Origin of the sequence: Pseudovibrio sp. Tun.PSC04-5.I4 (assembly GCF_900104145.1) — a bacterium.
Lineage (GTDB): Bacteria > Pseudomonadota > Alphaproteobacteria > Rhizobiales > Stappiaceae > Pseudovibrio.
In genome coordinates this window covers 1-11,983 of record NZ_FNLB01000002.1, presented here as the reverse complement: position 1 = coordinate 11,983, position 11,983 = coordinate 1, and the positions used below count along the sequence as shown (strand labels likewise).

Annotated in this window: 13 protein-coding genes and 1 pseudogene; 7 read left to right on the top strand and 7 right to left on the bottom strand. The window is 51.2% G+C overall.

From position 1 onward, the window contains the following. Positions 1-3: 3 nt before the first annotated feature. Both BLS62_RS31590 and BLS62_RS31585 read right to left on the bottom strand, forming a co-directional pair. Entirely contained in the window at positions 4-231 is a 228-nt protein-coding gene (locus tag BLS62_RS31590; RefSeq protein WP_093181663.1) for a hypothetical protein, read from the bottom strand. Position 232: 1 nt separating this feature from the next. Continuing rightward, a complete protein-coding gene (locus BLS62_RS31585) occupies positions 233-472 on the bottom strand; it encodes a hypothetical protein (RefSeq protein WP_208990673.1) in 240 nt (79 codons plus the stop codon). A 458-nt stretch (positions 473-930) separates the two neighbouring features. Here BLS62_RS31585 and BLS62_RS31580 point away from each other — a divergent pair, with 458 nt between their 5' ends. Next, positions 931-1,368 carry a hypothetical protein gene (locus tag BLS62_RS31580; protein WP_208990672.1) on the top strand — a complete coding sequence of 146 codons (438 nt, stop codon included), beginning with the start codon at positions 931-933 and terminating at the stop codon, positions 1,366-1,368. Between the two features lie 453 nt (positions 1,369-1,821). Here the strand turns inward: BLS62_RS31580 and BLS62_RS03320 are convergent, their stop codons facing one another. Then, positions 1,822-2,076: a hypothetical protein gene (locus BLS62_RS03320; RefSeq protein ID WP_093177032.1), complete on the bottom strand. Its 255-nt coding sequence runs from the start codon at positions 2,074-2,076 to the stop codon at positions 1,822-1,824. Between the two features lie 75 nt (positions 2,077-2,151). Continuing rightward, positions 2,152-2,595, bottom strand: coding sequence for a hypothetical protein (locus BLS62_RS03315; protein ID WP_093177030.1), 444 nt, complete (start codon positions 2,593-2,595; stop codon positions 2,152-2,154). Positions 2,596-2,963: 368 nt separating this feature from the next. On the opposite strand from BLS62_RS03315, the gene BLS62_RS03305 reads away from it, so the two are divergent. The 4 genes from BLS62_RS03305 to BLS62_RS03290 are packed head-to-tail and all read left to right on the top strand — an operon-like array spanning position 2,964 to position 5,154. Then, positions 2,964-3,752, top strand: coding sequence for a DNA methyltransferase family protein (locus BLS62_RS03305; protein WP_143521491.1), 789 nt, complete (start codon positions 2,964-2,966; stop codon positions 3,750-3,752). Beyond that, a complete protein-coding gene (locus BLS62_RS03300) occupies positions 3,745-4,053 on the top strand; it encodes a helix-turn-helix domain-containing protein (RefSeq protein WP_093177021.1) in 309 nt (102 codons plus the stop codon). The genes BLS62_RS03305 and BLS62_RS03300 overlap by 8 nt, the downstream gene beginning before the upstream one ends. Beyond that, positions 4,050-4,418, top strand: a complete 369-nt coding sequence (locus BLS62_RS03295) for a helix-turn-helix domain-containing protein (RefSeq protein ID WP_093177018.1) — start codon at positions 4,050-4,052, stop codon at positions 4,416-4,418. The genes BLS62_RS03300 and BLS62_RS03295 overlap by 4 nt, the downstream gene beginning before the upstream one ends. Next, positions 4,402-5,154: a hypothetical protein gene (locus BLS62_RS03290; protein ID WP_093177016.1), complete on the top strand. Its 753-nt coding sequence runs from the start codon at positions 4,402-4,404 to the stop codon at positions 5,152-5,154. The genes BLS62_RS03295 and BLS62_RS03290 overlap by 17 nt, the downstream gene beginning before the upstream one ends. On the opposite strand, the pseudogene BLS62_RS03285 reads toward BLS62_RS03290, so the two are convergent. Beyond that, positions 5,151-6,535 (bottom strand): annotated as a pseudogene (locus tag BLS62_RS03285) (IS3 family transposase); the annotation flags it as partial. The gene BLS62_RS03290 and the pseudogene BLS62_RS03285 sit on opposite strands and share 4 nt — an antisense overlap. Before the next feature lie 260 nt (positions 6,536-6,795). Between BLS62_RS03285 and BLS62_RS32525 the strand changes: the two are divergent. Together BLS62_RS32525 and BLS62_RS03270 are read left to right on the top strand one after the other, a co-directional pair. Continuing rightward, a complete protein-coding gene (locus BLS62_RS32525; RefSeq protein ID WP_280141819.1) occupies positions 6,796-6,924 on the top strand; it encodes a hypothetical protein in 129 nt (42 codons plus the stop codon). Beyond that, a complete protein-coding gene (locus BLS62_RS03270) occupies positions 6,921-7,523 on the top strand; it encodes a transcription termination/antitermination NusG family protein (protein ID WP_093177006.1) in 603 nt (200 codons plus the stop codon). Before BLS62_RS32525 ends, BLS62_RS03270 begins: the two co-directional genes overlap by 4 nt. Before the next feature lie 133 nt (positions 7,524-7,656). On the opposite strand, the gene BLS62_RS30960 is transcribed toward BLS62_RS03270, so the two are convergent. Together BLS62_RS30960 and BLS62_RS03265 are read right to left on the bottom strand one after the other, a co-directional pair. Continuing rightward, a complete protein-coding gene (locus BLS62_RS30960) occupies positions 7,657-7,809 on the bottom strand; it encodes a hypothetical protein (protein WP_159436467.1) in 153 nt (50 codons plus the stop codon). A 367-nt stretch (positions 7,810-8,176) separates the two neighbouring features. Next, a partial coding sequence (locus tag BLS62_RS03265) for an Ig-like domain-containing protein (protein ID WP_143521490.1) occupies positions 8,177-11,983 on the bottom strand: 3,807 nt, incomplete at its 5' end.

The following is an 11,983-nucleotide window of genomic DNA, read 5'->3' as shown; positions in this document are numbered from 1 at the left end:
AGGTTAGGAAAAGGTCTCTTCTTCTTCCTCGTTGGCGGAACTCTTGAAAGTGTTCACCATGACCTTTTCAGTCACGTTCTTGACTATGGCGATGCCCGCACTGACAGCTAATATGGCTTTGTCTTTGTCGGATACTGGGGCGTGCTGGATTTGATCCGCAAGGCTATCAATTCCGGGTTGAAGGTCTTTTCGTGTCGCCTGCGCCAGCTTGTCATCTTTCTGAGAAGTCATCTCACTCAACCTCTGCCTTTTCTAAATTTGAAATTGCGACGACTGCTTGCTGGGGAAACCCAGCCTTGTCTATGTAATCAACAAGTGCAGCCGCTAAAGCTGTTTCACGGTCAACGATGCCAATGTTGTGTCCAAGGTCCTCAGGGGTTTCCCCCCGAAAGCGGATGATTGTGCCTGCGGGGAAAATGGTTTTCTCATTTCGATAAACACGAAGGACGTTAATTGCATCAAAGTCATTCATTGTATTCAACTCACAATTAATAAGTATCGAAAATATGCACAGAGTATATCCCAAAGTCAACACATACTGCATAGAATTTAGACGTTGTGTAGATAAATTGTTAGTTTTACCGGCAATAATATAGTGCTTCTTCTTTGATTAGGTGATCAATTTCGTTAAGTTTTGTGTGGATATCCGTTTATCGCTTTTTTATTAGGTTTTAGGAGATTCCAAAGATGGTCACTAAAATGGAGGTTTATCAGGCTGCTGCCAGGTGAATTGCTGAGTTTCAGGATGCGAGAGTTGAGGTGGTTCAAGGAGAGACGTTTTCTGCAGCACTTAAGCTTTTGCCAGAGAGTAAAGCTGGGCTAACAGCACACTTTACGCACGAATTAAATGGGCAGGGGAGTGGATGTGTAGCTTGGGTTGGGTTGAGGAAAAAAGGGGATCAACACCTTTGTGGCTTTGTTGGAGTGCGGTTGGAGCCGCTGCAAGGCCTTTATCTTAGCGAATTCTTGGCTACTTATTGGTGTTTGCGGTATGTGGATGTAGAAGGTTTGCCCGTACGGGCGACGACTTCGCAGCCTGAGATTACGAAACGAATTACAGGGCGAGTAGGGTATCTTGGCGATCTATGGATAAGGCAGGATATGCGCAAAGTCGGTAATGCACGTAAGTTGATGGTATTGGCTCAGATTTTGGCGTTTGATCTTTGGCGTCTTGATTGGCTTTACTGCTGGATGCGGCCGGATGACTTCTTAAATGGAAATGCTGCACGCTTGGGCTGGCTAATAGGTCAGTGTGACGGCATTCGTTTCCAATCCCCTACAAAGGATTTCCCAGAGGGCTTAGCCTTTTGTGCAAATCCCTCATATGCGTTAAGTCAGCTGATAGCTGATATAGCGGAGCGATGCTAGTTAAGAATTTCCTTCGTAAATACGACTAATTGGCTTATTCCAGCCTGTGATTGAACGGGTAGGATTAGCCTGCAATATTCCCAGTAGTCATTCTGGTATCTGAGGTTCGCGCCAATAAGATCAAAAACTGGTTTGTTGGATTGGAAGGCTTTCCAATAGCTACTTGCTACTAGTTGCCTGTAGGTGTGCGGCATGGCACTCCGCGCTTTAGTAGGTTGTAGTGCCCAATCTTCACCAAAGGCATGCCTTGCAAAGCTGTCGTTGCCAATCCTGAGGATTTCAGGGCTGTCTGATGGGCCAGCGGGAGGGGCCATTAATAGTAGTTTGCGTGCAAACTCGATGAAGCAATGTGATAAATGTCAATTTGATTTTTCCCATATGTGCAAAACTTGTGCACCTGTTGTGCTAAACTGCTCAAGATTGAACGGTGTTGCTGGTCGTCTCTCTGTGTATTCACGCAACTTCATGCTCCAGTATCTGCTGTTTGTAAGCCAAGATAATTACCGGGCGGAACTCGTTGATCAGTGTCTGTTGTTGCGTTTCGCTAAGGGATCTAATGTCCGTACAATCGAAAAGGTTAAGACTAATCATCTTTAGGCTGGTTAGAATATCTAGCTCTTCGGCTGTGCTGAGAATGTCATTAAGCTCTTTCTGAGGAGTGAGGCGTTGGAAGTGTGGTACAAGTGATAGTGCGCTTTTGATATCCATGTTAGCCTCTCTTCGGGTACTAATGGTATGAGCGCATAGCAGAACTATAAAGCAGTAGTTGTCAGTCAAAAATTTTCACTTGTTCTTCTTTTTATTCTTTGCTGCGTTGTAGATATTTTCAACTATAATTGACAAATCTCTTATACTACCCTTACCGTCAAGAATTTGCTCTTCAAGCCTTATCCCCTCTTCAACAGACTTTATGAATAGTTCCAAGTCAAGCTTATCTGCTTCTGGCCGGTTGGACTTGTTTGCCATTTTTCCGAGTAAGCTATGAGCGTCTTCTCCCGCTCGGCTGCCTTGATCTGCGCTATCTGTACCTTCACCGTACAATAAGAATTGCGGAGTTGCCCTGAATCTTCGGGCATAGTGTGCAGCTTCCTTATGATGGAAGGCACGAGATCCATTTTCATGGCTCGCATAGGTGCTGTTGTTGACGCCAAGAGACTTGGCGGCAGCTGTAGCTGTTTTGAATCCTGCATTGAAGCGGGCTTGTCTTAGGCGTTCGTTCGGTTTCATGGCTACACAATGCCAACCAGTTCTATGCTTTGGGTGTTGACTTTTTACTATACGTCAGGCATTGAAAATACACGATAAGAGTAAACAATATACCCACGGGATTTTATAACGATGCTTAATCCTAAAAAAATTCGCGAGGAAGCAGGTCTCACTCAACTTGAGATGTCTAGAGCAATAGGGTGCTCTCAGGGGCATATCTCTCGTATTGAGACGTCGGGATTTGATGAAGCCTCAGGCCTATTTCGTCGTTCATACGAGCTGTTCGTATTGGAGCAGATGATGGGTGCCATTGTAGTTGGAAGACGGGAGCCTCCCTGCCGTCAACTGTAGTTGGCGGCTACTAGCAGCACTGTGCAGTGGCGCGTGCAGTGCTGCTTTTTTCATTCTTGAAGGTTGTTGTTATGAATGCCTCTCCTAAAAACAACCGCTCTGTCATGGCCTCGCGGGTTGAGCTGAACGGGCAGGGTGATTACTTCCCGACTCCGCCATGGGCGACGCGGGTGCTTTGTGAACTAATCCTGCGACTTGAAAAAGTTGGTGAGGAGGAGTGGCAAAAACTCTCTGTGTGGGAACCTGCCTGCGGCGGTGGGCACATGGTTCTTCCGCTTAGAGACTATTTCGACAATGTTATTGCCTCTGATCTCTTCAATCGTGGTTTTGGGGATGCTCACGGGGAGGCTTGGGACTTCCTGACTATCCTCCCTAAATGGCAATTCCCGCTTAGGGCCTTTGATTGGATTATAACCAACCCGCCTTTTGGTTTGTTGGCTCAGCAGTTTGTTGAACGTGCTCTAGCCCATAAACCCAAGCGCGGCGTTGCTGTGTTGATGCCTCTGCGGTGGCTGGAAACCATTGACCGTGTTGCAACGCTGTTTATGGAACAACCGCCAGATACTGTGGCCGTTTTTGCTGAAAGAGTAGCCATCCACAAAGGGCACTATGACCCAAAGGGTGGAACGGCGACGGCTTATTGCTGGATTATCTGGCGTACCGAACAGGCGACAAGTTCCACGAAGCTAGTCTGGATCCCTCCTAACTCCAAAAAACGTTTTTCCAAACTAAGTGACCTTAAGTTGGCCAGCGCTCCTCAAGTTGTTGCGGAGCAACCTGGCCCCTTGTTTTCTCTCCCTGAAACACTGGAGGTTTGTAATGCGTGATTTCCAAAATCTCACAGAATGGCGACGTGAGTTTTCGCGTTGTCATCTGCCCTCAAGTACTAATCTGGTGTTGCACGCGGTCAGCCTGTTTGCAGAGGAAGTAGGCGAGGTTTGCTCGCCTTCGGTTCGCGATCTAGCGCGCCATACCAATCTGAGCATGCCGATAGTGATCAAGCATCTTAGACATGCCGAGCGCGGTGGTTGGCTGGGGGTTCGCAAGTATGGCCCATTAGGAGAGAAGCTGAAGCGGAACGAATACATGCCCAAGTTTCCCGAGATGGAAGTGGAGGGCTGGGCATGAGCGAAGTACGAAAGGCCTGGAGCTGGCGGCAAGCTTTCTGCAAGTCTGATCTTCCGGGTCCGACAAGAGCAGTATTGCAAGCTCTGAGCATGTTCATGAATGCGGTTGGAGAGAGTTGCTACCCTTCCATAGAAGACTTGGTGGAGTACAGCGGATTTAGCAAGAACGCAGTTTTGAAGCATGTCGACATAGCAAAGGAAGCTGGTTGGATTGAGGTCTCACAGCATGGTTTTCGAGGGCAAAGATGGAAGCGCCAAGAGTATGTGGCACGGTGGCCAGAGCATGATTTAGTTGCCCCAAGTACTTCCGAGCATAGTGTCAAAAATGCGGAGTTTGAGGAAAAAGGCGGTGCACGTGGTGGGTGAAGGTGGTGCACGTGGTGGACCTAAGGTGGTGCACGAGGTGGACCAAGATAAGAACAGTCCACTTAACAATCCAATACCAGTCCAAGAGAGAAAATGCGTGCGCGAAGGCGAGAGTGATAAAAATGACAATAACGGCACTGTCACTCGTGAAACGTGGATGCGAAGGCTGAAAAAGGCTCATGAAAGGTGGCCGAGCTATGAAAGCGATGGCAATAAGGATGCTGAAAAAGCATGGTTTGCTCTTTCATCGGAGGATCGAGAGCAGGCGAGCAAAATGCTGAATGCGTACGTTGCCGTTTGCAAACGGCAAGGGCGAACTAAATTCCGGGTGTTCGCGAATTACCTTTCGGAAAAGCTCTGGGAGAAGCTTCCAGCAAACGCCGCGAGCAACGGTGGTTCTGTTGAGCTTGCGAAGGCATACGGCAAGATTTGGGGCGTTTACCGGTTCGCTGACCTGCTGAATCCTCCCAATTCGATGCCGAAACCACCCGCGACTATCGAGGGAATCCTCAATGGTGGAGGAGAACAAGCCGAGGCTGAAAAGCTCCGGCGGTTGGCATTGTATGGGTGGCCTCGGGTGGTGGATATGCACAACCATGCCGCCCGCCGAGGTGGTGGACTGACCGTGAAAGGAAAGCTGGTTCCGCTTGCTGATGAGTTTTTGCAAGTCAGGGTTGGTAACGATATCTGGCCGGAACGTGTCAACGACTTTGAGACAGTGGCATTTGGACTTTAAGCTTGATTTTCTTTCTCTGGCTTTGGTGGATTGATCCAGACGGCCGTCGGGATTTGAGGTGGTTTTGGCGGTTTTAGTACGAAGCGCTCGGGTGTACTGATGAACGCAGCCTCGAGAGTTGCTTGGCGTGCGGCATAGACAGCCTCGGCCTGTCCAAAGTGGACCTGATCAGGGGTCATGAGTCCGATGCCTGCATGATGGTGTTGTTCGTTGTACCATGCAAAGAATCTGCGGCAAAAGTCGCGAGCTTGCTCGATGGTTTCAAACTTCCTGGGGAATTCGGGCTGATATTTCAGCGTCTTGAAGTGGGCCTCTGAGAACGGGTTGTCGTTTGAGGTATGGGGTCGGCTGTGGGATTTGAGCACACCAAGATCCACCAGCATCAGAGCCGTTGTCTTTGCCTTCATTGGCCCGCCACGATCGGCATGCAATGTCAACTGATCGCGTGGAACAGCATGCTTTCCCATCGCATCCATGAACAGTTCCTTGAACTGGCTGGCGCTTTCGGCCTGCTCAATGCGCCAGCCAACAACACGGCGGCTGAAGATGTCCAAGATGACATAGAGATAGAAGTAAGACCATTTCACCGGGCCCATCAGCTTGGTAATATCCCAAGACCAGACCTGATTGGGAGCTTCGGCTAGAAGTTCCGGCTTTTGATAGACAGGGTGCGTGCGCTGACGGCGACGCTCAATGACTTCGCCCTGAGCGGCCAGTATCCGATACATCGTGCGGATCGAACAGAGGTAGGTGCCTTCATCCAGCAAAGTGGCGAATACCTCGGTGGGGGTCTGGTCGGTAAACCTGGGCCCACACAGATGGTCCAGTACCCGAGCCCGTTCATTTTCCGGCAAGGCACGCGCTGAGGGGGGACGTGGCTTTACCGCGCGTGGCGGAGCAGCCAATGTAGCGCGATGGCGAAAAACGCTTGCCCGCGACAAAGAGAGCGCGGAGCAAACGGCTGAGGTCAGGCCGCTGCCTGAGGGCAGAGCAATCGCGACGGCCATCATGACTTGCCGCTGCGCTCTGGCGTCTGCTCCATCTCGTCCAACAATGTCGCCACTTTTTTTTGGATTGCAAGGATGGCTTCCGCCTGGTCCAGACGCCGCCGTAGTGCTGAAACTTCACGGTTAGCCTTGGACAGTTCGGCCTGTAATGGGTTGGCGGGTGCTTTTTGTGGGCCACGTTGACGCGGCTGCAATGATCCCAATGAGCCTGCAGCGCGCGCCCGACGCCAATCCGTTAGCGCAGAAGAATAAAGCCCTTCGCGCCGTAGAATGGCTGTAACACCACCTGTGTCTGCTGCTTGGTCCGTCTCGTCCAGAATGCGCAGTTTGTATTTGGCTGTGAAACTTCTCCGCTTAGGGATAGCGGTCAACTCGGCTGTAGGCTGCACTGGCGCTGTCACCATGCGGGTTGGCGGTGGCGGGGGCACAATATCATCAGGTCCAGTATCGGGTGAAAGCGGTGTCTGTGAAGGCATAACCATGGGTTCGTTCTCCTACGCCATCAAGTGTAAACTTTGGCCAGTGGAATGTCTCACACTTATTGGCACGGAGGGGGCAGGCTTGGAAGCAGCTCCACGGCGAGCGTGGCTGGCCATGGTTTGGGCCTGATCGGGATCTACCGGAATGGGTGTACATGCCCAAGCTGCTTACTGAGGAATTCCCATCAACGCTTGAGGCTGTGAGAGCGGCGCTGGCGAGATTTGAGGATGTATGTGCTCGGTTAACGGGTGAGACAACGGCAACTCAGGAGGCGGCTGAATGAAGATGACAGCACCCAATGCGGGCAATAAGGCTCTTGAGCAGGACTACATGCTGCTACGAGCTTTGATGACGAAATCTTCACTGGAATGGATTGTGGTGCGAACCAATCCAAATTGTGAGGATCGAGCACAAGCTAGTATCACTGCCACGGGTGCGATTGCCTACCTGCCGAAGATACCTGTGCTACGAAGGCCTAAGCACATTAACAAAACCATAGATGCAAGCCAGCCCATGTTTCCCAGTTATCTGTTCGTTGGTTTGGACTTTAATGTGCGGGTGAGCTGCGATCAGGTACGGTCCTGCGACGGTGTGGAAAAGATTTTAGCAAGTTCCCTTGAGCAGCCTCCCCACCGTGTACCTCTCGCTGAGATGCTTCGTATTCTGGAAACAGCCTGTGATGCTCAGTTCGGAAAAAAGGCAGTGAACGGTCAGGTCTTTAGCGTGGGCAGTGATATCCTGCTGGTTGCTGGAGTTGGGGCTACACTCAAGGGTGTGGTGAGCGAACTCAGAGCGGGAGGACAAACGTTAAAAGTGGAGCTGGAAGCGTTTGGTCGAACCACAAAGGTAATTGTGCCAGTTGACGAGGTGGAACTTCGTTAACCATTTATCCCGACAGGACGATCATCGTGGATCTTCGGAGTCTGGGCAACCAGAGTTGCTACTATAACAGAGCGTGCCGAAGACAAGGCTCAGTCAACTAAGACGCTGAAAGGCGGAGTTGGCGCGAAGGCTTTTAATGGTAAATTTCCAAACCATTCACGGCGGGTCTGATCTGGATCCGGCGAACATCCAGCTCCTGTGCATCGGGTGTCACAAGCGAAAAGCGGCCAAGGCGCGGCACACACGCAGCTGACCCCTGATCTGTCAGAGTGGGGGGGTGGGTCAAAAGTCCGGGGGGCTCAAGACTTTAACCGGATGCATATTTACGGAGAGATTTTTTTTGCAAACCTTAATTTTGAGCTGCTTGGCGATCCAATACATGAGGGTTTTGGATAACGAGGGCGCCCTCCTCACAGGGCAACTAACGAATAACTTAGACTTATCAGATAGTTAATTGCGTATGAAATAACGCAGAATGAAATCAATTCAGCTTTGGGCGCCACTGCGCCGACGCTGCGCAAGTATTATTTTCCTCAGCTGAAAGTCAGGGATGACCCGCGTGAGCGGGTCGAAGCCAAGTGCCTGGGCAAGCTCATGGTACTGGCAGACGTGGGTAATATTGCAGCCATCAAGGTCTGTTTTTTGGCTCCTCGCTAAAATTTGATGCTCAGGCTGAGTTTACCGCCATAGGCTTCGTAATCCGACACTCCAATCCCATCATAGAACCCTTCGCCGAGGATGCGTATCTTTGGATTAGGGATTGTAATTGCTACACCTCCCTCAAATCGGGCTCTGAAGTTTCCATCAGCAGAGGCAAGCGTTGCATCAATTGGCACGCCGCTGGTCAAGCGGTTGAAGTCATAAATGCCGGAAATGGAGAGAAAGGAAGTAAGCTGATACCCGTTTTCACTTAGGTATTCATAGGTAACTCGCGGGCCAAACTCCAAGCTCCCCAGTGTGAAGGCTTGATCAGGAATTGTATTTCCGAGCCTATCGACATATTCCTCCTGTTTTTCAAAATAATATGTCAATCGTGCGAAGGGATTTAGAGTTAGAGCGTCAAGATTGAAGTCGCCAGTTAAACCTGCCTGCAACAGTAATCGTTCTGTGTCGAAGTTGTCAAAACCCAAGCCCAATGCGTTTACATCATTATTGGATCGACCATATGTTACCTGTCCATCCAGGTAGAGATTAGGCTGTAGTTGAACGACAGCATATGGACCGAACATCCAGCCCACACCTCTTGCGGATGTTGTCGCGGCACTATTGTCGACCTCAGAAATATCCAACTGTGTCATGAAACCTAAAAGCAATGTGTCTTCGTAACGGTAATCGACACCGGCAAAAAACAAACCGTTGTTGCTTTCAAAATTATTGTTTTCGACACGGACGTAAGATCCTTGCGCCCAGATATCAAAGCCTGAGGAGGAGCCACTTGAGGGATCACTACCGGAATCAAGAGTATTTATTGCAGATGTAGCATCGTTAGGACCCGTTTCAGCAGCCCAGCCCAACTTCGCATCAGGACTGGCTTGCCCCACAAGATTGAAACCATTCACAATCCTATTTGTCGCCTTTGTTGCAAGCCCGTTATTGAGAGAGTTCATTTTGGTTCTGAAGGCTGCATAGCTGAACTGGAATGAAGCTTGCTTACGGGCGGAAGAAACGTCGTAGTATAAGCTGTTAAGGCCTTTCTGTTGACCGAATTTCCCCGCCTTTAATCTCTGAACCAGCTTGGGTTGTTCTGCAACGATCTGATTTGCACGTGTACTAATAAATTCGGCGATAACTGCTTTTGTGCGTGCGATGTCTGCTGCACTATCACGACCGTTGGTCAGAGAGAAATCAGCTGTTTCAGTAACAACGCCAACACTGGCATTGACTGTGTAAGGCCCGCCAGATGTGCTGTTTGCTGTGACGTCTAAACTGGCCACACCAGAGGCGTTGGTGATTGCTGTGTCAGTGGCAGGGTCCAGACTTGCCCCGTTTGAGGGCGCCGTGAAGGTGACAACCACATTTGGAACCGGATTGGTGCCGCTGTCCAGGACGGTGACAACAAGTGGATTTGCAAAGGCGGTTGAGATCACTGCGTCTTGAGGAGACCCAGAGTCGGCCGTGATTGTGGCTGCGGCCCCGACGGTATTTGTCAGAGAGAAATCAGCTGTTGTTGCACCACCGACAACACTGGCTTCCACTGTGTAAGCGCCGACTGTGCTGTTTGCTGTGACGATGAAACTGATCTGACCGGCAGCGTCGGTGGTTTCTGTTTGAACGTCAGAGCTCAGACTTGCCCCGTTTGAGGGCGCCGTGAAGGTGACAACCACATTTGGAACCGGATTTGTGCCGCTGTCCAGGACGGTGACAACAAGTGGATTTGCAAAGGCGGTTGAGATCACTGCGTCTTGAGGAGACCCAGAGTCGGCAGAGATTGTGGCTGCGGCCCCGACGGTATTTGTCAGAGAGAAATCAGCTGTTGTTGCACCACCGACAACACTGGCTTCCACTGTGTAAGCGCCGACTGTGCTGTTTGCTGTGACGATGAAACTGATCTGACCGGCAGCGTCGGTGGTTTCTGTTTGAACGTCAGAGCTCAGACTTGCCCCGTTTGAGGGCGCCGTGAAGGTGACAACCACATTTGGAACCGGATTTGTGCCGCTGTCCAGGACGGTGACAACAAGTGGATTTGCAAAGGCGGTTGAGATCACTGCGTCTTGAGGAGACCCAGAGTCGGCAGAGATTGTGGCTGCGGCCCCGACGGTATTTGTCAGAGAGAACTCAGCTGTTGTTGCACCACCGACAACACTGGCTTCCACTGTGTAAGCGCCGACTGTGCTGTTTGCTGTGACGATGAAACTGATCTGACCGGCAGCGTCGGTGGTTTCTGTTTGAACGTCAGAGCTCAGACTTGCCCCGTTTGAGGGCGCCGTGAAGGTGACAACCACATTTGGAACCGGATTTGTGCCGCTGTCCAGGACGGTGACAACAAGTGGATTTGCAAAGGCGGTTGAGATCACTGCGTCTTGAGGAGACCCAGAGTCGGCAGAGATTGTGGCTGCGGCCCCGACGGTATTTGTCAGAGAGAAATCAGCTGTTGTTGCACCACCGACAACACTGGCTTCCACTGTGTAAGCGCCGACTGTGCTGTTTGCTGTGACGATGAAACTGATCTGACCGGCAGCGTCGGTGGTTTCTGTTTGAACGTCAGAGCTCAGACTTGCCCCGTTTGAGGGCGCCGTGAAGGTGACAACCACATTTGGAACCGGATTTGTGCCGCTGTCCAGGACGGTGACAACAAGTGGATTTGCAAAGGCGGTTGAGATCACTGCGTCTTGAGGAGACCCAGAGTCGGCAGAGATTGTGGCTGCGGCCCCGACGGTATTTGTCAGAGAGAACTCAGCTGTTGTTGCACCACCGACAACACTGGCTTCCACTGTGTAAGCGCCGACTGTGCTGTTTGCTGTGACGATGAAACTGATCTGACCGGCAGCGTCGGTGGTTTCTGTTTGAACGTCAGAGCTCAGACTTGCCCCGTTTGAGGGCGCCGTGAAGGTGACAACCACATTTGGAACCGGATTGGTGCCGCTGTCCAGGACGGTGACAACAAGTGGATTTGTAAAGGCGGTTGAGATCACTGCGTCTTGAGGAGACCCAGAGTCGGCCGTGATTGAGGCTGCGGCCCCGACGCTATTTGTCAGAGGGAAATCAGCTGTTGTTGCAACACCGCCAACACTGGCTACCACTGTGTAAGCGCCGACTGTGCTGTTTGCTGTGACGTCTAAACTGGCCTCACCAGAGGCGTCAGTGGTTGCTGTTAGAACGGCAGGGTTCAGACTTGCCCCGGATGAGGGCGCCGTGAAGGTGACTGTCTCATTTGGAACCGGATTGTTGCCGCTGTCTCGGACGGTGACAACAAGTGGATTTGCAAAGGCGGTTGAGATCACTGCATCTTGAGGAGACCCAGAGTCGGCCGTGATTGAGGCTGCGGCCCCGACGCTATTTGTCAGAGGGAAATCAGCTGTTGTTGCAACACCGCCAACACTGGCTACCACTGTGTAAGCGCCGACTGTGCTGTTTGCTGTGACGCTCAAACTGATCTGACCGGCAGCGTCGGTGGTTTCTGTTTGAACGTCAGGGTCCAGACTTGCATTGGTTGAGGGCGCCGTGAAGGTGACTGTCTCATTTGGAACCGGATTGTTGCCGCTGTCTCGGACGGTGACAACAAGTGGATTTGAAAAGGCGGTTGAGATCACTGCGTCTTGAGGAGACCCAGAGTCGGCCGTGATTGAGGCTGCGGCCCCGACGCTATTTGTCAGAGGGAAATCAGCTGTTGTTGCAACACCGCCAACACTGGCTACCACTGTGTAAGCGCCGACTGTGCTGTTTGCTGTGACGTCTAAACTGGCCTCACCAGAGGCGTCAGTGGTTGCTGTTAGAACGGCAGGGTTCAGACTTGCCCCGGA